The 20,801-nt window shown below is 60.9% G+C and carries 22 protein-coding genes; 9 read left to right on the top strand and 13 right to left on the bottom strand.

Annotation, left to right across the window (positions count from 1 at the left end; all coding sequences use genetic code 11):
- Complete coding sequence (locus TSACC_RS11580; RefSeq protein ID WP_075079443.1) at positions 1-1,026, top strand: Gfo/Idh/MocA family protein; 1,026 nt, start codon at positions 1-3, stop codon at positions 1,024-1,026.
- A gap of 29 nt (positions 1,027-1,055) precedes the next feature.
- Here the strand turns inward: TSACC_RS11580 and TSACC_RS11575 are convergent, their stop codons facing one another.
- Positions 1,056-1,838 (bottom strand): class I SAM-dependent methyltransferase, encoded by a 783-nt coding sequence (locus tag TSACC_RS11575; protein ID WP_075079442.1) that lies wholly within the window; start codon positions 1,836-1,838, stop codon positions 1,056-1,058.
- A gap of 85 nt (positions 1,839-1,923) precedes the next feature.
- Here TSACC_RS11575 and metF point away from each other — a divergent pair, with 85 nt between their 5' ends.
- The 4 genes from metF (at position 1,924) to TSACC_RS11555 (ending at position 5,820) form a co-directional block, all read left to right on the top strand.
- On the top strand, positions 1,924-2,829 hold the full coding sequence (metF, locus tag TSACC_RS11570) for a methylenetetrahydrofolate reductase [NAD(P)H] (protein WP_075079441.1): 906 nt from the start codon (positions 1,924-1,926) through the stop codon (positions 2,827-2,829).
- 96 nt (positions 2,830-2,925) lie between these two features.
- Entirely contained in the window at positions 2,926-3,318 is a 393-nt protein-coding gene (locus TSACC_RS11565) for a BlaI/MecI/CopY family transcriptional regulator (RefSeq protein ID WP_075079440.1), read from the top strand.
- Between the two features lie 16 nt (positions 3,319-3,334).
- Entirely contained in the window at positions 3,335-3,970 is a 636-nt protein-coding gene (locus TSACC_RS11560; RefSeq protein ID WP_075079439.1) for a secretin GspD/PilQ domain-containing protein, read from the top strand.
- 2 nt (positions 3,971-3,972) lie between these two features.
- Positions 3,973-5,820, top strand: coding sequence for a M56 family metallopeptidase (locus tag TSACC_RS11555; protein ID WP_075079438.1), 1,848 nt, complete (start codon positions 3,973-3,975; stop codon positions 5,818-5,820).
- 12 nt (positions 5,821-5,832) lie between these two features.
- Here the strand turns inward: TSACC_RS11555 and TSACC_RS11550 are convergent, their stop codons facing one another.
- Entirely contained in the window at positions 5,833-6,261 is a 429-nt protein-coding gene (locus TSACC_RS11550) for a hypothetical protein (protein ID WP_075079437.1), read from the bottom strand.
- A 285-nt stretch (positions 6,262-6,546) separates the two neighbouring features.
- On the opposite strand from TSACC_RS11550, the gene TSACC_RS11545 reads away from it, so the two are divergent.
- Positions 6,547-7,338, top strand: coding sequence for a class I SAM-dependent methyltransferase (locus tag TSACC_RS11545; RefSeq protein WP_075079436.1), 792 nt, complete (start codon positions 6,547-6,549; stop codon positions 7,336-7,338).
- 15 nt (positions 7,339-7,353) lie between these two features.
- Here TSACC_RS11545 and TSACC_RS11540 read toward each other — a convergent pair whose 3' ends face one another.
- Together TSACC_RS11540 and TSACC_RS11535 are read right to left on the bottom strand one after the other, a co-directional pair.
- Positions 7,354-8,430 carry a zinc-binding metallopeptidase family protein gene (locus tag TSACC_RS11540; RefSeq protein ID WP_075079435.1) on the bottom strand — a complete coding sequence of 359 codons (1,077 nt, stop codon included), beginning with the start codon at positions 8,428-8,430 and terminating at the stop codon, positions 7,354-7,356.
- Between the two features lie 114 nt (positions 8,431-8,544).
- Positions 8,545-10,140, bottom strand: a complete 1,596-nt coding sequence (locus TSACC_RS11535) for a peptide ABC transporter substrate-binding protein (RefSeq protein WP_075079434.1) — start codon at positions 10,138-10,140, stop codon at positions 8,545-8,547.
- Positions 10,141-10,151: 11 nt separating this feature from the next.
- Here TSACC_RS11535 and TSACC_RS11530 point away from each other — a divergent pair, with 11 nt between their 5' ends.
- Positions 10,152-10,667 carry a lipocalin family protein gene (locus TSACC_RS11530; RefSeq protein WP_075079433.1) on the top strand — a complete coding sequence of 172 codons (516 nt, stop codon included), beginning with the start codon at positions 10,152-10,154 and terminating at the stop codon, positions 10,665-10,667.
- A 14-nt stretch (positions 10,668-10,681) separates the two neighbouring features.
- Here the strand turns inward: TSACC_RS11530 and TSACC_RS11525 are convergent, their stop codons facing one another.
- Genes TSACC_RS11525 through TSACC_RS22735 form a run of 7 tightly spaced genes read right to left on the bottom strand, consistent with a single transcriptional unit; the run spans position 10,682 to position 16,765 of the window.
- Complete coding sequence (locus TSACC_RS11525) at positions 10,682-11,086, bottom strand: DUF1844 domain-containing protein (RefSeq protein ID WP_075079432.1); 405 nt, start codon at positions 11,084-11,086, stop codon at positions 10,682-10,684.
- A 7-nt stretch (positions 11,087-11,093) separates the two neighbouring features.
- A complete protein-coding gene (locus TSACC_RS11520; RefSeq protein WP_075079431.1) occupies positions 11,094-13,697 on the bottom strand; it encodes a M16 family metallopeptidase in 2,604 nt (867 codons plus the stop codon).
- A 29-nt stretch (positions 13,698-13,726) separates the two neighbouring features.
- Positions 13,727-14,161: a Minf_1886 family protein gene (locus tag TSACC_RS11515; protein WP_075079430.1), complete on the bottom strand. Its 435-nt coding sequence runs from the start codon at positions 14,159-14,161 to the stop codon at positions 13,727-13,729.
- Between the two features lie 7 nt (positions 14,162-14,168).
- A complete protein-coding gene (locus TSACC_RS22540) occupies positions 14,169-14,300 on the bottom strand; it encodes a hypothetical protein (RefSeq protein ID WP_269084874.1) in 132 nt (43 codons plus the stop codon).
- A 50-nt stretch (positions 14,301-14,350) separates the two neighbouring features.
- Positions 14,351-15,646, bottom strand: coding sequence for a hypothetical protein (locus TSACC_RS11510; protein WP_075079429.1), 1,296 nt, complete (start codon positions 15,644-15,646; stop codon positions 14,351-14,353).
- A gap of 22 nt (positions 15,647-15,668) precedes the next feature.
- Complete coding sequence (locus TSACC_RS11505; protein ID WP_075079428.1) at positions 15,669-16,493, bottom strand: zinc ribbon domain-containing protein; 825 nt, start codon at positions 16,491-16,493, stop codon at positions 15,669-15,671.
- The gene (locus TSACC_RS22735; protein ID WP_075079427.1) at positions 16,490-16,765 is read right to left on the bottom strand and encodes an FmdB family zinc ribbon protein; all 276 of its coding nucleotides are present in this window, start codon (positions 16,763-16,765) and stop codon (positions 16,490-16,492) included. The genes TSACC_RS11505 and TSACC_RS22735 overlap by 4 nt, the downstream gene beginning before the upstream one ends.
- A 111-nt stretch (positions 16,766-16,876) precedes the next feature.
- On the opposite strand from TSACC_RS22735, the gene TSACC_RS11495 reads away from it, so the two are divergent.
- On the top strand, positions 16,877-17,488 hold the full coding sequence (locus tag TSACC_RS11495) for a L,D-transpeptidase family protein (protein WP_075080702.1): 612 nt from the start codon (positions 16,877-16,879) through the stop codon (positions 17,486-17,488).
- A 4-nt stretch (positions 17,489-17,492) separates the two neighbouring features.
- Complete coding sequence (locus TSACC_RS11490; RefSeq protein ID WP_075079426.1) at positions 17,493-17,903, top strand: hypothetical protein; 411 nt, start codon at positions 17,493-17,495, stop codon at positions 17,901-17,903.
- Here the strand turns inward: TSACC_RS11490 and TSACC_RS11485 are convergent.
- Together TSACC_RS11485 and TSACC_RS11480 are read right to left on the bottom strand one after the other, a co-directional pair.
- Positions 17,900-19,918 carry an ATP-dependent helicase gene (locus TSACC_RS11485; RefSeq protein WP_075079425.1) on the bottom strand — a complete coding sequence of 673 codons (2,019 nt, stop codon included), beginning with the start codon at positions 19,916-19,918 and terminating at the stop codon, positions 17,900-17,902. The two genes, TSACC_RS11490 and TSACC_RS11485, sit on opposite strands and share 4 nt — an antisense overlap.
- Positions 19,919-19,920: 2 nt before the next feature.
- A complete protein-coding gene (locus TSACC_RS11480) occupies positions 19,921-20,796 on the bottom strand; it encodes a D-alanyl-D-alanine carboxypeptidase family protein (protein ID WP_169809618.1) in 876 nt (291 codons plus the stop codon).
- Positions 20,797-20,801: the final 5 nt, after the last annotated feature.

Below are 20,801 nucleotides of genomic sequence, written 5' to 3'. Positions count from 1 at the left end.
ATGAATACGCTTCGAGTAGGGTTCGTTGGGGCAGGCGGTATCGTTCTCCAACGACACCTGCCGGGGCTGAAAAACATTCCGGGTGTCGAGTTCGCGGTCGTCGCGAACTCGACGCTGGAGAGTTCAGAACGTTTTTGCCAGGAACACGCGCCCGGAGCGAAGCCGCTCGGGAGCTGGCAGGAGGTGGTCGCCCACCCCGATGTCGACATCGTCTGGATCGGCGCGACACCTTATCTGCACGAACCCGCCACCATCGCCGCCCTGCACCACGGCAAGCACGTGTTTTGCCAGGCGCGCATGGCTCGCGATCTGGCCGAGGCCGAACGCATGCACGCCGCCGCCTCCGAGCGACCGGATCGCGTCACCATGCTCTGCCCGCCGCCGCATGGGCTGACGGGCGACCGCTTCATCCGGGAACTGCTCGGGGAAAAGGTCATCGGCGATGTCCGCAACATTCACCTGCTGAGCCTGAACGGGGCCTTCTCGGATCGCGAGAAACCCGCCCACTGGCGCCAGCGCCGCGAGATCAGCGGGCTCAACATCCTCACGCTCGGCATTCACACCGAAGTGATCCAGCGCTGGCTGGGAGATTTCACACCGATCCGCGCCATTGGCCGCTTCGATGTGCGCGAACGCCACGGCTACCGCATCTCGATTCCTGATGCGCTCCGGGTCAAAATCGAAGGCGCGGCGGGTTTCACCGGCACGCTGGAATTCAGCGGCGTCTATACGCAGGAGCCGGTCGAGCGCCTGGAGATTGCGGGCACGACTGGGACGCTGTTTTACGACTACCTCGCCGACCGCATCTCGCTTCAGCGACCGGGCAAGGAGCCCGAGATATTGCCAATCCCGCAGGAACTCCTGGGCGGCTGGACGGTCGAGGCGGATTTCATCGATGCCGTGCGTGATTCCGCCGGAGCGCGCCCGCGCCCGGACTTCACCGACGGCGTCCGCTACATGCGCGTTGTGCAGCGCGTGGCCGACATCCTCGAGGAAACCGTCAACGACGAGATCGGCGAAAGTTGATAACTCGTAGGGGCGGCGGGACGCCACCCCTACGGCTTTCTTGCCAGCAGCCCGAGGCGCGGCCACCACCAGACGACCTTGCCGTCCTCCACCGCGAGGCGAAAGGCGCGGCGGACGGATTCCGGCGCGGACTCGACCAAGGCCATCACCCTGGCCCGGTTCTCCTCCGAGGTCGCGGCGGTCTGGAAATACCACTCCAGGTCGGGCTGCTTGAACGGCGTCGTGGCGCACTCCACAAGCTCCAACCCGCTTTCGCGCACCCATCGCGCCCACACCGCCGGAGCAATGAATCGCCCGTGGCTCGGATCGCGCAGCTTTTCCACCTGATGCAGCCACTCCTCAGCCTCGGGTTCGCCATCCGGCACGCTGCCGTCGATCACCATGAGGTAGCCGCCCGGCTTGAGCACCCGCACGGCCTCGGCCACGAACTGCCTCGGATCGCTGAAATGATGCGCCGCCACGCGACACGTCACCACGTCAAAAGCGGCATCCTGATAGGGAAACCTCTCCGCCTCGTGCAGCACCGTCTCGATGGAAAGGCCGCGCTCCGCCGCGAGCTTTGCCGTATTTTCCAGCATGGCGGGCGTGATGTCGCTGGCGGTGACCGAAAGCCCCCGCCCAGCCAGGTACAGCGCCGTATGCCCACCGCCCGTCGCCACATCCAGGGCTCGCGCGCCAGCGGGAAAGCTCACCCCATCGAGCAGCGCCGCCACGTCCTCGACATTGGCCAGGATGTGGGATTTCCCATACCGGGCGCTCTGCTTCTGAAACTGGTCCCGGGAGGCTTTTTGCGCGTCGTTGAGGGCGGCCATGGGGGAAATTTGTGCCAAAACCACCCCTCCGGAAACACGGATTGTTGCCAATTTGCCGCCGACAGGTGATTCTTTCCGGCCCGTCATGCATATCGAGGACACCCTGCGCGAATCCGAGACCACGTTCTCCTTTGAGTTTTTCCCCCCGAAAACTCCCGAGGCCTCGGAGAATCTGTACCAAACCATTCGCGAGCTGGAGGCGTACCGCCCGGACTTTGTCAGCGTCACCTACGGCGCAGGCGGCTCCACCCGCGACCTCACGCATGACCTCGTGCTGCGCATCAAGCGCACGACCTCGCTCAACCCTGTGCCGCACCTCACCTGCGTGTGCCACACGGAGGCCGAGATCGAGAGCATCCTCGCCCGCTACGCCGAGGAGGGCGTGGGCAACATCCTCGCCCTCGCCGGGGATCCCCCGGTGCGCGAAGGCTACGATCGCTCCAGGGACGCCTTTCAGCACGCCGCCGATCTCGTCGGCTTCATCTCGCGGTTCAACGCCAGCGGCAAACACGCCGACCCGCGCGGCTTCGGCATCGGCGTCGCCGGATTCCCCGAGGGCCATCCCGCCACGCCCAACCGCCTCCTGGAGATGGACTACCTGAAGGCCAAGGTCGACGCCGGGGCCAACTACATCGTCACCCAGCTTTTCTTCGACAACCGCGACTTCCTCGACTTCCGCGACCGCTGCTCGCTGGCCGGGATCAACATCCCCATCATCGCGGGCATCATGCCGATCACCTCGCTCGGTGGCATGCGCCGCATGGCAGAGCTCGCCGCCGGAGCACGATTTCCCGCCAAGCTCCTCCGCGCCCTCCAGCGCGGCCAGAACGATCCCGCCGCGGTCGAACGCATAGGCGTCCACTACGCCACCGAGCAATGCGCCGACCTGCTGGAAAACAACGTACGCGGCATCCATTTCTACACGCTCAACCGCTCCGACGCCACCCGCCGCATCTTTGACAACCTCGGCCTGCGCTCGGTGAAAGCTTAGTCTCCTCCACTGAGCGTTTCCTAAGCTTTTTGTCTTATGAGACATATTATGCCTTGACCGGACTACATTTGTAGGACTAGAACTCCCCGCAACTCGATGAGTTCTGAAATTCCCTCCATTTCCGACAGCGAGTGGCTGGTCGCCTCCGAGGTTTGGGCCGAGGAAGGGCTCACCGCTGCGGACATCGCGGATCGCCTCGCCAGCCGGACGCACTGGAAGCAAAAGACGATCAACACCTTCCTCGCGAGGCTCGTGGCCAAAGGCGTCCTCGCCGCCCGCCCCGATGGCCGGGCCTTCCGCTATCACGCCGGGATTCCCAAGGAGCAATGCGTGCGGCAGGAAAGCGAATCCTTCCTCAAGCGCGTCTTCGGCGGAGCCGTCGCGCCCATGCTCGCCCACTTCTGCGAAACCCAGGATCTCTCGCCCGAGGAAATCGATACGCTGCGGGACATCCTTAAGCGGAAGGGGAGACGAAGCGATGCAAAGTAGGCTCTTAATCTGCACGGTGTGCCTCCTTGCCGGGTTGGGTGTTGCTTACCCGGGTGCGGTCGATCCGCTCAAGATGGTGGAAATCGAGGTACGCACCTTGAGCGCGACCAAGAGCCAGGCTGAAGGTCTCGAACCGATCGAATTTCCTATTACCTCTGATAAACCCTCTGGTGTCACCGCAGTCCTGTCGCCGGAACAGGCGGCAAAAGCCCTCGATCTCCTCAAACGAGTTGGCGCGACAGTGGCGAGCACGACGCGCGTTATTGCTTTAAGCGGAAAGATGGCGTCGGTGCAGAACGTACGGGATTTTCAATATCCGACGGAATATTCCGCTTCGAAAAACGCCAACTCGGTTCCCACGGCGTTTGAAAGCGCCCCGGTGGGAACGATCATGGAATTTGTGCCGGAGCTCGGTGACGGCGTTATCAATCTCTCCCTCACCATCAAGCTCAAGAGCCTCGAGGGGTTTATTGACTGTCCCGACCCGGAAGCTCCGGGCAGATCTGTCTGGCAGCCCGCGTTTCAGAGCAATGAGTTCAAGAGCGATCTGACGGTGACGCGCGGGCAGATCGTGTTTTACAGCGCACCGGCCACGGAGAAAACGAACGCGCAGTTTATTTTCATCACCATGCGGGAGGTGGACGAACCGTGAGCATGTTCCTGCATTGGCTCGGAACGACGTCGGTGGCAGGGACGGCATCCCTTGTGCTTGCATTGGCCTTTATTCCCTGGGCAAGAAAGCTTCTCGGAGCACGAGCGGCATTTGTCCTGTGGATATTTCCGCTGGTAGCGTTCGTGATTCCTTCCCTCTTCCCCTCGCCTGCCGGTGTCCTGCCGAGGGTCGATGATTTGCCGCCCGTGGTGGCCACGGTTTTTCTGCCCTCCTCCCACGACGCGCTTCCGACGTCCGCTCCTGCGTCGACGCCTGCCCCGGTGGTTCCATGGGTATTCATCATCTGGGCGACCGGAGCGTTTTGCCTGTTCACGGCTGCGTCTGTCCGCTGGCTGCGCACGCTCCAGATCGTTCACCGAAGCACTCCGGTCACCGGTGCGCTTCCCGACATTACGCTGCCTCGCCGGACATCGATCCGGGAATCGGATCTCATACACAGTCCCGCGATGTGCGGTCTTTTTTCTCCGGTGATCCTGCTACCCCTCGGCTGGGCCGACCGGTTGGATCCGGCCAGCCTCCGTTGGATCCTTTTGCACGAAAAGGGCCATATCTGCCGTGGAGACATGCTTTGGTCCTGGTGCTTTCAAGTCGTCCGGGCGCTGCACTGGTTCAATCCGCTCATGTGGCTGGCCGAGCGCACGAGCCGGGTTGACATGGAGATGGCCTGCGACGAATGGGTGCTCTCTCACGAGAGATCCCGCGCTGAGGACTACGGTGAGGCCATCCTGCGCATCGCGTCCCTGCCATCGGATCACTGGTATATGCGCACCGGCATGGCGGAGTCGCGTCGCGGGCTGACGCGGAGAATCCGGCATCTCGCGTTGGCTAATCCCCGCGGATGGTGGTCTGTGGTGATCGCTGTAGCCTTGGGAACCTGCGCGATGGCCCTGCTTTCACCAAGCGCCAAATCCCAGTCGCCACAAGGAACTCCGGCCGCCGCCTCCCATGCCGGGTCCCGGGTGGAAATCGGGGCGAAATTTATCGAAATGACCCCGGCTCTCGCTGAGAAGTTTTTCGGCAACACACCTGGACAATTTCAGAGCATTCTGAAGAAAGAAGCATTTGAGAAACTCATCGAAAGCCTCAGCCAGGCCCAAGGCGTAGACCTTGCATCCTCGCCAAAAGTCACGACTCGCAGCGGCCAGCGCGCCGTCATTCAGGTGGTGCGCGAATTTCGTTATCCGTCGGAATTTTCCCCACCAGCAGACAACCAGACTCCGCCCAGCCCGAATGCATTTGTGAGCGAGCCGGTCGGCCTGACTCTTGAGGTCGAGCCTTTCGTTGCGGACGACGAACGGATCATCCTGAACCTCAAGCCTCGCATGGTGGAACTGCTTGGCCTTGTCGACTACGCAGGTGCAAAGCCCAAAATCTCCGATCCCAAGGAAGATACCATTCAAGCTGCTATGCGGCCTGCCGCCAACACCTCGGGGGCGATCAACATGCCGGTATTTCGCACTCGGGAAATGCAGACTACGGCCGTTCTCCGGTCTGGTGAAACGATCGTCTTGGGCGGCCTTTCGCATGCCGACTCTCCATCCATGACGGCCTTCCCCGGCGGCAAGGCGACCGAAGGCCGGGAGGGCGAGCACGTTCTCTACACATTGATTACCGCTCGGATTACCCCTGCCGACACCACGGAGGTGCCTGCCAATCCTCCCCCGGCTCGCGCCGCGAAGGACCTGCCGTCCGGCGTGCCGGTTCCCGACAAACTGGGATTCGTTACCAGCCCCCACGCACCCGATATGGGCTACGTCGATGTCCGAGGTCTTCCCTCCGGTTCGGAGGTGAGGTGCCCCTACACGGGAAAGCTATTTCTCGTTCCCTAGCAGCCGTATTCCCTAATCCTGAGGCTCGAAGACGAGCTCGGTGACTTTCCACTTCGTCGGGGAGGAGTAGATGCGGCTGGTGGTGCGGACGTAGAGGCGAGTGCCGTCCTTGGTGGGGACGAGCCGCCAGATGAGGTCCTTGCCGGCGGTGGGAAAGGAGTACGGGTCGCCGTATTTCTTGAGATCCTTGGGGAGATAGGTGACGAGGAGTCCCCTGCCCTTGTCGCCAGCGGGCAGCGGGGTCCATTGGCCGGTGAAGCGGTATTTGGCGCGGTTCACGCCGTATTCGCTGCGCTCGAGGGTGCCGATCACCGCGCCTTTTTTCTCCTCGAGGGAGACGTGATAGAGAAACTTCAGCGTGGAGGCTTCAAACCGCTGGGGCGCTGCCACCGCCGTACCGAGTGCCAATACAAAGAGAGCGAAAAAAGCACGTAGGGCCATCCGGATTTGGTAGCCCGAAACCGGGGTCGCCTCAAGATTTTCCGGCCTTGTGAAAATTCCGCTTGCGGATGGATAAGCCGTCCTTATACTAGGCGGCAGTGAAGCATCTCGTTTCCATCATGATTTCCGTCGTCTCCAAGGCCGTCGTCGGCCGGGGAGCCGTGGCGTCGTGGTGAACTGAGAACTCACTGAATCGACGAAACCCACGGCCCTCTGAAGGCTGTGGGATTTTTTATTTCACGGCTGAAAGGAAAGTGGGTTGGTCCACCAAGAATACCAACTCCAATGAATCCAACTCGCCAAAAGTACACGCCGGGACACACGGCCAGCGCGACTGCTTTCCAAGCGGCGCGCGAGCTCGAGACCCACGGCTTTTTCCTGACACCTCTGCTGCAACCGGGCTTTGACGTGCTCGACGCCGGATGCGGCCCTGGCACGATCTCGACCGGGATCGCGCAGACGGTTTTCCCCGGCCATGTGACGGCCTTTGATCTTTCGCAAAAGCAGCTCGACCAGGCTCGCCGCAATGCCCAGGGGCGCGAGATCGTGAATCTCGACTTCGTGGCCGGCAACGTGGACCAGCTCCCCTTTGCCGATGAGGCGTTTCATGTGGTTTTTGCCCATGCGTTGCTCGAGCATCTGCGCGACCCGATGCCCGCGCTGAATGAGTTTCATCGCGTGACGAAGCCCGGCGGATTCATCGGCGTGTGCAGCCCGGATTGGGACGCCATCGACCTGACCTCGCACCCGGTGCGCGTGGATCGCGCCATCCAGGCCTATCGCACGCTGCAGGATTGCAACGGCGGCAACACCCGCGCCGGGAAGCACCTCGCCGACTGGCTGGACCAAGCGGGCTTTACCCCGCTGATGCACGATCTGTGGTACGAGGAGTACGAGGACCCGGCCACGCTGGCCGAGTATCTGGCCGTGCCGCTGGATCTCGCGGGGCAGTTCCATCACGCGACGGCGCTACGCAACTGGGCGGCGAGTCCGGAGGCTGGCATCCGCCTCTGCTGGCGCTACGCCACCGGCATCCGCGCCGATGGCAACACGCGCCGCAACCTCGTGCTGGAGTAGCGGGATCGCCCGGCCTCAGGCCGCCGCCATGGCGGTCGGGGCCAGGATCTCGCCGTGTACGACCTGGTGGACGTAACGCAGCTTTTCAACCACGGGCGGGGATATGACGAAGGGATACCCATCGGCCAGCCCCAGCCCGCGGTTCAGGTTGTTCAGGATGTGTGTCAGCGGGAACCAGCTCTTGATCATGTGGTCAAAGGACTGCTTCGTCCCGCTCTGGAGGGGCCAGAGTTCCGGCTCATTCTCCCTCGGCGGAAATAGCGCCAGCCCGCATGTCGCCGCTGTCTCCAGCGTGTCGCTCATGTGCAGATAGTGGGCCCAGGTTTCGGCCCAGTCCTCCCACGGATGCGCCGTGGCATAGGAGGAAATGAAGCTCTCGCGCCAGTCGGCCGGAGCGCCCTGCGCGTAGTGCGCCTTCAGCGCCTCGCCGTAGTCGCGCGATTCATCGCCAAAGATTTCCCGGAAGGAATCAATCAATCCCCCGTCGCGGATGAGGCGGTCCCAGTAGTAATGCCCGACCTCGTGGCGGAAGTGCCCGAGCAGAGTGCGGTAGGGTTCGCCGAGCTGCATGCGGCGCTTTTCGCGCTCGGCGTCGTCGGCCTCGGCGATGTTCAGCGTGATGAGTCCGTTGTCGTGGCCGGTGAGCACGGGGCCGTCGGCGGGATCATCGGCGAGGAATTCAAAGCTGAGCCCGGTCTCGGGTTCCTCCTGCTTGGAGATGACGGGCAGCCCGAGGTTCAGCAGGCTGTAGACGAGGCGGTGTTTCGCCCGCTCGATCCTGCCCCAGGCCTCCTTGTTGCCCGGTATGGTGAGGTCGGGAATCCTGGTGGTAAGGCGGCAGGAGGCGCAGTACGGGATGTTGTCCTCCACGTTGACGGCCCAGTTGCAGACGTGCTCGCTCACGTAGTTCGTGCAGAGCAGGTAGGAGTCGGGCTCCTTGCCGGGAACCTTCCACGCGCCATCGGCGCCCATTTCCAGGGAGCAGAGATCCTGGCGGTCCGGCAGATAGGCCAGCACGCTGCCGCAGTTCAGGCACTTGGAGTTTTCGAAATAAACGAGCTGATCGCAGTTATCGCAGTGGAAAATCTTCATGGGGAAATACTTGTGTAGGTTATCGGGTTGGCGGAGCGATCTCCACCGCTAAAAAAAGCCCGATGGTCTATCGTCGAAACGTCTTTTCGTCTGCCGGGGGGAAGCTGCGCGTGTCTATTTTTGCGGAGCCGCCGGGGGGCGATCCTTGCGAAACATACTCTTGATCGGGTGTTCGTCCAGTACGTTGGGCTCGATGCCGCCGATCTTGTCGGTGTCGTAAAACTGGATGCCGACGTAGTAATAAAGCGGGCAGATGGGCATGGCGCGGGTGACGAGCATGGTCTCGGCCTGCTGGAGGATGGCGGCGCGGCGAGCGGGTTCGCCCTCGCTCGCGGCCTCGGCGATGAGCTTGTCGTAGGCGGGGTCGCTCCAGCCGGTGCGGTTGTTGCCGTTGCCGGTGACGAACATGTCGAGGAAGGTATTCGGGTCGGCGTAGTCGCCGAGCCAGCTGGAGCGGGCGATGTTGTACTCCAAGGAGTTAAGCGAGTTCAGGTAGACCTTCCACTCCTGCCGGGCGAGCTCGACGCGGATGCCGAGTTCGCGCGACCACATGTTTTGCAGTTCGTCGGCGATGAAGCCATTTACCTCGCCCTCGCTGTAGAGATACGTCACGAGCGGGAAGCCCTTGCCGCCGGGATACCCCGCCTCGGCCAGGAGTTTGCGAGCGCGCTCGGGGTCAAAGCCTGGGCCGGTCGGCGACGTGTATCCCTCGATGCCGGGCGGAACGAAGCTCGTGGCGGGCAACTCCCCTGCCCGCGTGATTTTGCCGGTGATGACGCGCTTGTCGATGGCGAGGGAAAACGCCTCGCGCACGCGCACGTCGTCAAAGGGCGGCTTCGCGCAGTTGAAGCGCAGGAAATACACACCGAGGAAGGGCGCGGAGTGGAAGTACGGCTGCTTGCGCAGGTCGTCGAGCAAGGCCGGCGGCGCGAGCCCCTTGTCAAGCAGCACATCGGCCACGCCGCTGGAGAAGAAGTTGAAGGCGACATTGGCCTTGCTCACCGGGAGGATGTCGACGGTCTGGAGCGCGACGTTGGCGGCGTTCCAGTAGTACGGATTTTTCTCCAGGCGGATGCGGTCGTTGATGCGCCATTCCTTCAGGATGTACGCGCCGTTGCTCACGATGTGCTGCGGTTTGATCCACTCGTCGCCATACTTCTCGATCGTGCGCACGGGCGCGGGAAAGAGCGGCGGCGTGGCGCAGAGCTCGAGGAAGAAATGCGTCGGGTTTTCCAGCGTGACCTGGAGCGTGCGCGGGTCGAGCGCCTTCACGCCGACCTGGGAGAAATCCATGATCTTGCCCTCGGCGAAAGCCTGGGCGTTCTTCACGTAAAAGAGCTGGTAGTTGTACGACGACGCGGTCTCCGGGGTGAGCGTGCGTTTCCAGGAATCCACGAAATCCTGCGCGGTGATCGGCGTGCCATCGCTCCACTTCGCGTTATCGCGGATGCGGAAGGTGTAAACGCGTTTGTCCTCCGAGATGGTCCACGACTCGGCCATGCCGGGCTGGGCGCGGCCCTTGGCGTCAAAGGTGGTCAGCCCCTCAAAGAGGGCTTGCACGACGCGCCCCTCGGGCTGGCCGACGAGCAGGGAGGGATCGAGCGTTTCCGGCTCCGCGCCGTTGAGGAAAACGAGGTCGGCGCGCTTCGTCAGGCGATCGCAACCCGCAATCGCAAGCATCCCTGCCAGCATCCAAATACGTATCCTCATGGAAGCACCCAATGAAAACGAAGCTGACCCTCCCTGCAATGCTGCTCCTCGGCCTTTTCCTCCCGGGCTGCGCGTCGCCGACGCTCAAGACTGTTCCCTCGGTCGACCTGCAGCGCTACTCGGGCAAATGGTACGAAATCGCCCGCTACCCGAACTGGTTCCAGCGGAAATGCGCCTGCCAGAGCACGGCGGAGTACACGCCCCAGGCGGATGGTTCGATCAAGGTCACCAACACCTGCCTCGATAAGAAAGGCAAGACGATCCAGGCCATCGGCAGGGCCCGCGTGGTGCCGGACAGCGGCAACGCGAAGCTGAAGGTGAGCTTCTTCGGCCCCTTCACCGGCGACTACTGGGTCATTGCGCTCGACCCGAAATACCAGTGGGCCGTGGTGGGACACCCGTCCCGCAAGTACCTCTGGGTGCTGGCCCGCGAGCCGCAACTGCCTGCGAAAACCTACCAGCACATCCTGGAGGAAATCCGCCGGGCAGGCTACGACACCTCCCGGCTGATCAAGGTCTCCAACTAAAGCGCGGTCCGCGCTTAGGAGCCGTAGCTCTTCGAGAAGCGCTTTTTGCTCTCCTCGTCGCCTGCATTGGAGGCGGCGACCTCCGGTGCGGGTGCGGCGCTGGCCGTCTCGGGAGCCGGCGCGGCTCCTCCGGCGGCGGCCTCGTTGGTCGCCTGCACAAAGGCCATCTGAAGATCGGAGAGCACGTTTTTCAGGATCTCGACTTCCTCAGGGCTGAGATTGCCCCGGGTTTTCTCCCGGATCATCTCGAGCTGGTCGATGAAGAGGCGCGCGGCCTCGAGGTGCACCTCGGTCTTGCCGGTCTGCGGGTGCGGGAAGCGCCCGAGGAAAAGGGACGCCTGCTGCGCCTGCATGACGACGAACTCGATGAATCGCTGGGTCAAGGCCCCGGCCTGGGTGGATGTCTGAACTTCTGCCATATCGGTGCTACTGTTGAGGGTTGTTCGCGGCGGCTTGCGCCGGAGGTTGAACGATTACTTCAACCCGGCCCGGTACGCCAAGATACTTCGCCGCGATGCGCTTCGTGTCGTCGAGAGTCACGCTCTCGATCTGGTCCTTGCGCTTCAGATAATTGTCGTACCCGAGGCCGACGAGTTCGTCGATGGCCACGGCGGCGGCGAAGGCGGAGTTGCTCTGGTTGCGGATCGCCTCAGAGCCGAGGAGCTTCTTCTTTGCGCGGACGAGTTCCTCTTCCGTCAGACCGTCCTTGGCGAGTTTCCCGATCTCATCCTGAAACTCCACCCTCACGCGGTCGACCTTCTTCGGGTCCGTGCCGAGATAGAAGAGGAAGCACCCCGGAGCGAGGCCCATGAAGTTGCCCGCGCCCACGTAGTACGCGAGGCCCATCTGCTCGCGGATGCGGTTGAAGAACCGCGACCCGAGATCATTCGAGGCCTCGTTGATCAGCTCCAGGGCGGAGCGGTCGTCGCTGAGGACATCCGTGCCGGGGAAGCCAAACATCAGCACGGCCTGCTGCTTCGGGCGGTTCTCCTGCGTGTCTATTGCCTTGTCCGGGAAGACCGGCTGCGGCGGATTCGTCAATGCCAGCTTGCCCGCGGGCAGCGAGCCAAAGTCCTTCTCGACCAGCTTGAGCACATCCTCGGCCTTCACGTCGCCAAAGACGGCGATCACACCATTGGACGCGACGGCGTATTCATCGTGGAAGGCCTTGAGCTGCTCGGGGGTCAGACTGGCCACGCTCTCGGCAGAGCCATTGCCGCGCAGCGCATACGGGTGCGTGCCAAAGAGGCTGCTGCGCATGGCGTTGCGGGCCACGGCGGTCGGCTGCTCGTCCTCGGCCTTGATGGCGGCAAGGAGGCCGCGCTTCTCGAGGTCCACCTCGCCCGCCGGAAAGGTCGGGTTTTTGATGACGTCGGCGACGAGGTCCAGGCCGAGCGCGAGGTCGGGCTTCATCACATCGGCGGAAATGCTAAAGCTGTTGTTTCCGGCATCGGCGCCGATGCTGCCACCCACATCCTCAATTTGCTCGGCGATCTGTGCCGCCGTACGAGACTTGGTACCCTTGAGCATCGTACGTGCCATGAGCTTGGTCACGCCGTTGTCCTTGGGCGTTTCGGCCAGCAGGCCGCCGCGGAAGGTCGAATAAATCGACACGAGCGGCAGGCGAGCGTCTTCACGGACGAGCAGGCGCAGGCCATTGGGCAGGACGAATCTCTTCACCTCCGAGTTGGCCGCTTCCTTTTCCTTGTCGGACTTGAGGTTGAGAGAACCTATTGGGTTGAGCGAAGTGACGTTGACGCGATCGTCGCGAAGGTACTGGCGGGCCACCCGCTGGATGTCCGCAGGCGTCACTCTGGCGATGGCATCGAGATAGTCTTTGCTGAAATTCAGATTCTTGGTCAGCAGCCAGTTCGATCCGAGATCGGAAGCCTTGCCGTTCGAGGTGCCGAGATTCGAGAGCTGGCTCGAAAGCATGGAACGCCGTGCCTTGTCGAGTTCGGCCGCGGTAACGCCATCCTTCTTGATCCTCTCAACAATGGCAAAGGCGGCCTTCTCGGCCTGTTCACGCTTGTCAGGATCGCAAAGCGCCTGAATGACAAAGACGCCGTCGGTCTGAAGCGAATACATGCCTGCGCTGACCGAATGAACGATCTGCTGTTTCTCGCGGAGGTCCTGATTGAGGAGTGAACTGCGTCCGGAACCCATGATATCGCCCAGGAGCTCCAAAGCCGGTGTATCGGGGTTGGTCAGGCCGGGAATCCTCCAAGCCAGGGACAAGCGGGTAAGCTCCGTGGGAAACTCCTCATGCACATCGCGGCGGCCAACCTGCTCCGGCTCGCCCGCCACATAGACCGGCTCGAGGGGCTGGCGGGGTTCGTCCTTGAAGAGGGCCTCCACCTGCTCGCGCACCTTCTGCGCATCAACATCACCTGCCACTACAAAGGTGAGGTTGTTCGGCACGTAACGCTTCTTGTAATAGGCAAAGACATCCTCGCGCTTCAGCTTGTTGTAAACATCGAGATATCCGATGACCGGATGCCGGAACGGGCTTTCCGTGAAAACGGTTCGCAGCATGAGCTGCGAGCTCTGACGACCCGGGTCGTCAAAACCCATGGCGAATTCGCGCCGGATGACTTCCTGCTCTTTGACGTATTCATCCTCGGGAAGCGTCGAGTGCAGCATGGCATCCGCGAGGATGTCGATGGCCTGATCCACTCCGCTCGACGGGATATCGATCCAGTACACCGTGCGGTCAAAGCTGGTATAGGCATTGATGTAGCCACCCTGGTCCTGGATCTGACGGGCGATGTCGCCTGACTTGCGCTTCTCCGTGCCCTTAAAGAGCATATGCTCCAGGATGTGAGAGAGGCCTGCCCCCATCCAGTTTCCCTCATCGATACTCCCCGTGCCGCACCACGCCTGCACGCTTGCGACTGGAGCGCTGTGGTCCTCCTCGACGATGAGGGTGAGACCGTTAGGCAGAGTGAAGGACTGGGCCTTGTTATCGGGTAATACCGGGGTTTCCTTGACTACACGGGTCTCCTTGGCTGGCGCTAGGGCAATGGACATAGAGAGAAGGGCACAGGGGATCAACGACTTCATTTTTTCTTTCCGACAACGCCAGGGGCTCCGGCGCTCAAATTTGTTGGCTCGGGGAGGAAAGGAATCACGAACGCCTCCCGGAAATCATATCCCAGGCGGAAGCTCTCGATCGTGTCCTCGTCCGTTTTGCCAAAGGCTCCGGCGTTCACGAGATTGAACACCATGTTGCCCACATCCTCGCAGGATCGCACGCCCCAGTAGTCCAGCACCGTAACCGCCATCGGGCCACACTCCTGCAAGGCATGAATGCGGAAGCCGTCGAGTAGTTCGGCGGCATTCACATGCGAGGGTGGAGCGTCCTTGCGCGCCTTTTTGCGGCGCTTCAGCGTCCCCTCCAGCGCGTCGCGCAGAAAGGCGTAGGCCTCGGCATGGTAGCGAGTGTCTGAGGCCAGGATCTGCTCCAGGGCTTCTTGAAATCCAATCGACTGCATAAAAAAATCAATGAGTGGTGACCGTCACGGGTGGCAGGCTGCGAAGCGAGGCCGAGTCACGCCACCACTTCACCGCCAGCCCCACCGCGAAGGCGGCCACGATGGAAGCAACGAGTATCTGTTCGCGTCGGGTCAACAAATCACCGCAAAAATAGCCTGCTCCCCTCACCCTGCAAGCGCCAACACACGTTACCAGCCCTGAGCCTCCAGATCGTCCAGACGGCGGCTGACCGCATCGGATCGCTGCGTCTTCTGAATGGCTGGCTCATCGGTGACGTTTGTAAAATGGCCGCTCGGCGTCTCGAGTTTGGCCGCCTCGTACCAGTTCAAATAGTCCTCCACTGCGTTGGCTCGCTGAGAGACAGCATCGAGAAGCTCCTGGTTCTTTTCCAGGCGATCACGCACGTTGCGCTTCGGCTTGGCCACGAGCTGAGTCACGATCAACCGATACTCTGCGATCATGGGACGCAGGAGCGGATGCGACCGGGATTCAAGCCTCAACAGGTCATCCTTTTTTTGATCCAGTACGTACCGCCCCTCCGGCGTACGCGCGATTTCCTGAAACGCCATAGGTCCTCGCAAGGGCTTTTCGTCAGGCTTCTTCGGATTTGGAGGAGCGCTCAGATCCAGGACAAGGGCGAGCTGCTTGCGTGTGTCTTCAATCGTCATCGGGTCGAGCCGATTTGCAGCCGAGACATCTGCGATACTGAGCACCCAAGCCTTGGCGAGGAGGGAGGGATCTTGATCGAGAGCAGGAAAAGCCTTGATCAGTTCCTTCGCATCCGTCGCATTTTTCTCCGGCAGCTTCGAAAGGTAGGTGCAGAGATTGGCCTGTGCGCCCTGAAACGCCATGATCGCTCGAAGGAGTCCCACCGCCTGTGCGCGGTAAATCGCACGCGATGTGCCGTCGTACATTGTCGGCTTCTCTTTGAGAAAGGCCTCAAGCTTCGGAGAGCTTCCGCGCTGGAGGAGCATCTCGTAGAGTCCCGCGGCTGGCCCATCCTCCTTGGCACGACTTTCCTCATAAAGGGCCTCGATCAGCCAGGCCGGAGGCTGGCTGATTTGTTTGCCCGCCTTGAGAACATAGTTCCGATATTGATACTCGAGACAGAGCGCCCGATAGATCTCGATGTCAAAGTCTGCCGTCCCGATCACGGCAGGTTCAAAGACATCGATCTGCAGCTTGAGCTGGTCGCCGTCGCTCTCGAAGGCATTGGTGATGATCTTTGGCTGGTTTGACGGGCGCAGAGTCAGCACCCTGATGATAATCGGCGATTTCCATTCATCGGAAAGCCCCAGGCGGCGAAGGAAATTAGCCTTGATATCCTCGACCTGCCGCGCCAGTCGCGCACGCAGGATCTTGTCGTTGTTATAAATGATGAACTGCTGGGAACTGCTGAAGGATCGCTGTAAGGGCAATACCTTCGGAGCAGGCGCCGGTGATTGCGCCAGCCCCAGAGTCATCCCGGCAAAAAGGATGACCATCCATAACCGATGTCTCAACGGCCTAATGAGGTTTCTGAGATGCTCCGATGTAACCCACGGTGATCTGCTCCGGGGTCACGGAAATCGACGTCGCCTTGGAAAAATCCGGAGCCGCCTGTAATGCCGATGCTCCGACGGGATTCACCAATCGCTGCACGACTGGTAATAGCTTCGGATGAATGGGCAAACGGCCAATCCACCCTCCAACGTCTGTCTTCGAAAGGCCTTGCGGAGAAGCGACCGGCACTTGGGCGAGGCAGAGGAAAACAGGCCATCCCATGACTGTCTCCTCGACATACAGGCGATACTCCCCACTTCCAAGCCGAACGAAGGCCCTGACAAACTGTGGCTGATAAACCGCCTGCGTTCCGTCATTCAACGCCTGGATCCTGGCCGCGAGAAAGTTGTTGATCTGAGCCTGTTTGAAAACCAGTCCCGTACCTGACTTGGCAGCCGACTCCACGGCAGACGAAACACCATCGGCCATGGCCGTATTAACGATCTGCGCCGGCGGAAGGCCATCGGGAGTCCGAGCCATCTGAATCATCGCAGCCAGCATGGCGGCAAATATCGCCGTAGCGACGATCGCCCGGACAAATTTCGCCAAAGCGCTTCCAGTCGAGGCCGATCCCGGTGGAGGAGCCGATGATCCAGCGACGCGAGTGGTCCCAAGAGCGGGAGGGATCTGCATACGACCCGGCACCGAGGCTCCTGCAGCGGGCGCGGGAGCCTCCGCTTCAGCCACTTCCTTGGGTGGCGAGGTCAGCCGAGCGCCGCAGTTGTGGCAAAAAACCCGGGTGAGGTCGTTATGAAATCCACACTGATCGCAAACCAGCGCAGCACTCATTCCTTCGATGGTTTGGACTTCGAACTACTCGAGGACGAACTCGAAGAGCTGCTGGAGTCTTTTTTGGCCGCCTGCTTATAACCCTCGCTGCGATAATCCGTTATATAAAACCCACTTCCTTTGAAAATGAGTCCGGCTCCGGTGCCAAGCAGACGCTTCACCTTGCCCTTGCACTTTTTGTCAGGACAAACAGTGAGAGGCTCGTCCTTCATTGACTGAAAGACATCGAATGTCTTTCCGCACTTCTTGCATTCGTATTCGTACGTTGGCATGGCAAAAGCCTAGAAAGGTAGCAAGAGATGGCACTTCGCGCAACCGAAGCGTCGCGGAACTATGGCGTGCTTGACGTTTTCCGCGGGCGTGCTCTTGTAGCGCCTTCGCACATGAATATCCGTGCCGTCCTCGCACTCACCGCCACCGCAACTCTGCTGATCGGCGGCTGCGCCAATTACGATACCCGTCTCACGAACTCGTCCGTCAAGTACCTCGGCGTCGGCGAAACCGTTGTCAGTCCCGAGGCCAAGGAGGATCTCGCCATGCGGAAATCGTACTGGGATGGCGAAGGCATCGATGGCGCACCATCCATCGTCATTGACCTGACGAAGCAGACCGCCTCCTTCTACAAGGGTGACAAGCTCGTAGGAGTTTCCGCGATCTCGAGCGGTCGCGAGGGCTACGACACGCCTACGGGAAACTACAAGATCCTCCAGAAAAACCAGAATCATGTCTCCAATCTCTATGGCGACTTTGTGGATGCCTCGGGCAATGTCGTGCAGAAGAACGTAAGTTCCAAGGACCCCTGCCCTCCGGGAGCCAAGTTCCAGGGGTCCCCCATGCCTTACTTCATGCGCGTCTCCAACGCAGGCGTCGGCATGCACCAGGGCTTCCTCCCCGGCGTGCCCGACAGCCACGGCTGCATCCGCATGCCTGAAAAAATGGTAAAGATCTTCTGGGACAACGCCCCGATGGGCACCCCGGTTACGATCATCAAATAACCTCATGTCTCCCAAGGAGCAGTTGAATGTCCTGGCGATCTCGCACTACGTGGTCGGAGGACTGCACGCGCTGTTCGGATCATTTGGCCTGATCCATGTCTCCTTCGGAGTCGCAATACTTCTCGGCCTATTTCCGAATGAATCACGGACTGCAGCGGGGCCTGAAATGGCAATGGCGGCCATATTCGCCATCATCGGCAGCATCGTCGTCGCTGCGGGATGGACGCTCGGGATTGTCACCATCCTGTCTGGTCGCAGAATAGCCCGGCGCCGGTCGCGGAAGTTCAGTATCATCGTGGGTGCGATCAATTGCGCACTCCTTCCATTCGGTACGACCTTGGGAATCTTTACCCTGATCCTGCTGTCGAAAGATTCGATCATTCAGGAATACGGCGAATCCCCAGCGCCAATCTAGAACGGCTCGTCGTCGGAAGTCGGTTCCTTCTGGCGGCTAGCGGAAACTTCCCACCCCTCCACCAACTCCTCGGGGATCTCGGTTAAAAATCGCGAGGGCCTTTGCAATGCCTCGCCGTAGCCCGCGTTAAGACGCAGGTCAGGATAGGTCAGATAGAGTTCATCGCAGCATCGGGTGACACCTACGTAAAACAAACGTCGCTCCTCCTCGATTCCCTCGTCGGTTTCCGCGCTGCGAGAACTCGGAAACATCCCCTCTGTCAACCAGATGAGAAAGACCACCTTCCACTCCAGCCCCTTGGCCTGGTGGATGGTCGAGAGCGTCACCTTTTCACTTTCGCTCTCCACCGCGAGCGCGTCCGTCGTCTCGACTGCGCCGAGGAGCGCGAGTTGAGAAAGAAACTCCTCCGTGCTCTCGAACTGCCGGGCAAAACCCGCCAGTGTGTTGAGATCCTCGCGCCTCGCCTCATAATTGGCGAATTTGCTCTTCATGTAGTCGTCATAGACGGCGAAGAGCACGCTATCGATCATGGTGGAAGGCGCAAGAATGCTGCCATCCGGGGCCAGCTCCGCCAGCGTGTGAACGAGCTGTTCCCAGTTTTTCGCGGACTTCGACGGCACCTTGAGCCCGTGCAGGCGGCCAAACTCCGTGCCGCCATCGAGGACATCCGACGTCTGGCTCCAGATGGATTCCGCAGACTTGGCCCCTACTCCCGGCAGGAGCTTGACCATGCGCTTAAAGGCCACCTCATCGCGCGGATTGGTGGCAAACTTCAGGAAGGCCGACACATCCTTGACGTGAGCCTGTTCGAAGAAACGCAGTCCGCTGGTGATGGAGAAGGGAATACCCCTGCGCGTAAATTCAAGCTGCACCTCCATGGAATGGAAGTGCGCCCGATACAGCACGGCGATTTCATTCAACCTCACGCCCTCCTCGTGCAGTTCCAGGATGCGCTGGGCCAGGAAGGTTGCCTGCTGGTTGTTGGTCGACAGCGGAACCAGAGCCGGGCGCATCGGATACGACGTACGAACCGGTGCGAGATTCTTGGGAAACTGCCGTTCATTGCCCAGGATCGAGGCGTTCGCAACATTCAATACCTCGGGCACGCTGCGATAGTTGGTCTCAATCTTGAAGACCTGTGCGGTCGGATAGCGCTTGGGGAAGTCGAGGATGTTGGCAAAATTGGCGCCGCGCCACGAGTAAATGCTCTGCGCGTCGTCGCCCACGACCATGATGTTGCCATGTTTGCGCCCCAGCCAGTCGACGAGCTCCGCCTGGATGCGGTTGGTGTCCTGGTATTCGTCGACAAGGATGTGCTGAAACTGCTGCTGGTACTGTGCGGCGACATCCTCGCACATCTGGAGCAGTTCCAGGGTCTTGGAGAGCAGATCGTCGAAGTCGAGGGAGTTTGCCTCCCGTTTGCGGCCTTCGTAGGCCACCTGCACGCGCTCAATCTGCGCGATGAGAGGCATGAAGTACCGATACTTGGTCGCGACGACCTGCGAGATGGGTGCCCCGGTATTAATGGAGTAGCTGAAGATATCCGCCAGCACCTCGCCCTTCGGAAAGCGCCGGTCGTTCGTGCGCAATCCCTCGCGGGCCACGATGCTCTCGATCATCTCCTCCTGATCTTCCCGATCCATGATCGTGAATCCCTGGCGGAACCCGATGCGCTCCGCATTGCGCCGAAGGATGCGGTTGCCGATGGAGTGAAACGTCCCGCCCCAGATGCCCTCGGCGGCGCTTTGAGAAAGGGCACCAACCCGCTCGAGCATTTCGCGCGCAGCCTTGTTGGTGAAGGTAAGCAGGAGAATATTCCGCGGAGCGGTTCCCTGTTCCAGCAACCACGCCACCCGGTAGGTCAGAGTGCGGGTCTTTCCGCTGCCTGCCCCGGCGATCACCAGAGATGGCCCAGGAGCCGCTGTGACAGCGGCGAGTTGCTGCTCATTGAGCTCGGCGGCAAAGTCCGTGGCTGGCCCTGCCGAGGTCGGATCGAGTTGATAATGACGAGCCACGATCAGTCCTCGTCGTCCTGCACCTTCGTTTCGTCGACTCGCAATGAGGCCATCTGGCTCTGGCTGAGTCCCAGCCCGTAAGCCAGCAACTGGGCGCTTTCATCCCAAACACGCGCCTTGTTACTTCCGAGCACCACAGCGATCATGTCCTTGCCGTTGTAGCTGCCGCTCGAAATGAGGCAATGGCCAGCCGCATCGGTATAGCCAGTCTTCATCCCATTGCAAAAGGAATAGGTCCGCAACACCCGGTTGGTATTTCGAAGGGAGCTGACTCTCCCGTTGGAGAAACAAAACGGAAAATGCCGCTGTTTCATGATCTCGCGAAGGACGGGGTTGTAGTACGCCGCACGGGCCACGCAGGCCATGTCCCGAGCCGTGGAGTACTGTCCCTCGACCGGCAGGCCATTGGGATTGATGAAATGCGAGGATTTGCCGCCCAGGCGCTCCATGCGTTCATTCATCTTGTGTGCAAACTGCTCGACGGAACCGGCATTATCGCGCGCCAGGATACGGGCGACGTCATTGGCACTTTTCACCAGCAACGCTGTGAGGAGTTGGCTGCGGGGGTAAACCTCGCCCGGCTTGAGGTAGAGCTTCGTCGGATCCGCAAAAGTATCCGAGCGCGTAACCGTCACGAGGTCCGACAGATTGCCGCTTTCTGCGACGATAAGGGCAGTAAGCAGTTTTTGCGTGCTGGCGACCGCTCGATGATCAGTCTCGTTCTTCTTGTAAAGAACCTCGCCCGTCTGGGCATTGAAAAGGATGGCAGCCGCAGCGCGGACGGTCGGTAGACCGGCGGATGTTGAAGATACAGTCTGCTGGGCAAGGGTGAAACCACCAGTGCTGACCAGCAAACAGGCGCAGAGCAGCGTTCTCATCACGT

Origin of the sequence: Terrimicrobium sacchariphilum (assembly GCF_001613545.1) — a bacterium.
Taxonomy (GTDB): Bacteria; Verrucomicrobiota; Verrucomicrobiia; order Chthoniobacterales; family Terrimicrobiaceae; genus Terrimicrobium; species Terrimicrobium sacchariphilum.
Note: the sequence above shows the minus strand (reverse complement) of the source record. Positions and strands in the feature narration are given on the sequence as shown.

Excerpts from the sequence above, each read along its gene's own strand:
- TSACC_RS11580 (WP_075079443.1), top strand. The coding sequence starts at position 1 with ATGAATACGCTTCGAGTAGGGTTCGTTGGGGCAGGCGGTATCGTTCTC.
- TSACC_RS11575 (WP_075079442.1), bottom strand. The coding sequence starts at position 1,838 with ATGGCCGCCCTCAACGACGCGCAAAAAGCCTCCCGGGACCAGTTTCAG.
- metF (WP_075079441.1), top strand. The coding sequence starts at position 1,924 with ATGCATATCGAGGACACCCTGCGCGAATCCGAGACCACGTTCTCCTTT.
- TSACC_RS11565 (WP_075079440.1), top strand. The coding sequence starts at position 2,926 with ATGAGTTCTGAAATTCCCTCCATTTCCGACAGCGAGTGGCTGGTCGCC.
- TSACC_RS11555 (WP_075079438.1), top strand. The coding sequence starts at position 3,973 with ATGTTCCTGCATTGGCTCGGAACGACGTCGGTGGCAGGGACGGCATCC.
- TSACC_RS11550 (WP_075079437.1), bottom strand. The coding sequence starts at position 6,261 with ATGGCCCTACGTGCTTTTTTCGCTCTCTTTGTATTGGCACTCGGTACG.
- TSACC_RS11545 (WP_075079436.1), top strand. The coding sequence starts at position 6,547 with ATGAATCCAACTCGCCAAAAGTACACGCCGGGACACACGGCCAGCGCG.
- TSACC_RS11540 (WP_075079435.1), bottom strand. The coding sequence starts at position 8,430 with ATGAAGATTTTCCACTGCGATAACTGCGATCAGCTCGTTTATTTCGAA.
- TSACC_RS11535 (WP_075079434.1), bottom strand. The coding sequence starts at position 10,140 with ATGAGGATACGTATTTGGATGCTGGCAGGGATGCTTGCGATTGCGGGT.
- TSACC_RS11530 (WP_075079433.1), top strand. The coding sequence starts at position 10,152 with ATGAAAACGAAGCTGACCCTCCCTGCAATGCTGCTCCTCGGCCTTTTC.
- TSACC_RS11525 (WP_075079432.1), bottom strand. The coding sequence starts at position 11,086 with ATGGCAGAAGTTCAGACATCCACCCAGGCCGGGGCCTTGACCCAGCGA.
- TSACC_RS11520 (WP_075079431.1), bottom strand. The coding sequence starts at position 13,697 with ATGTCCATTGCCCTAGCGCCAGCCAAGGAGACCCGTGTAGTCAAGGAA.
- TSACC_RS11515 (WP_075079430.1), bottom strand. The coding sequence starts at position 14,161 with ATGCAGTCGATTGGATTTCAAGAAGCCCTGGAGCAGATCCTGGCCTCA.
- TSACC_RS11510 (WP_075079429.1), bottom strand. The coding sequence starts at position 15,646 with ATGGTCATCCTTTTTGCCGGGATGACTCTGGGGCTGGCGCAATCACCG.
- TSACC_RS11505 (WP_075079428.1), bottom strand. The coding sequence starts at position 16,493 with ATGAGTGCTGCGCTGGTTTGCGATCAGTGTGGATTTCATAACGACCTC.
- TSACC_RS22735 (WP_075079427.1), bottom strand. The coding sequence starts at position 16,765 with ATGCCAACGTACGAATACGAATGCAAGAAGTGCGGAAAGACATTCGAT.
- TSACC_RS11495 (WP_075080702.1), top strand. The coding sequence starts at position 16,877 with ATGAATATCCGTGCCGTCCTCGCACTCACCGCCACCGCAACTCTGCTG.
- TSACC_RS11490 (WP_075079426.1), top strand. The coding sequence starts at position 17,493 with ATGTCTCCCAAGGAGCAGTTGAATGTCCTGGCGATCTCGCACTACGTG.
- TSACC_RS11480 (WP_169809618.1), bottom strand. The coding sequence starts at position 20,796 with ATGAGAACGCTGCTCTGCGCCTGTTTGCTGGTCAGCACTGGTGGTTTC.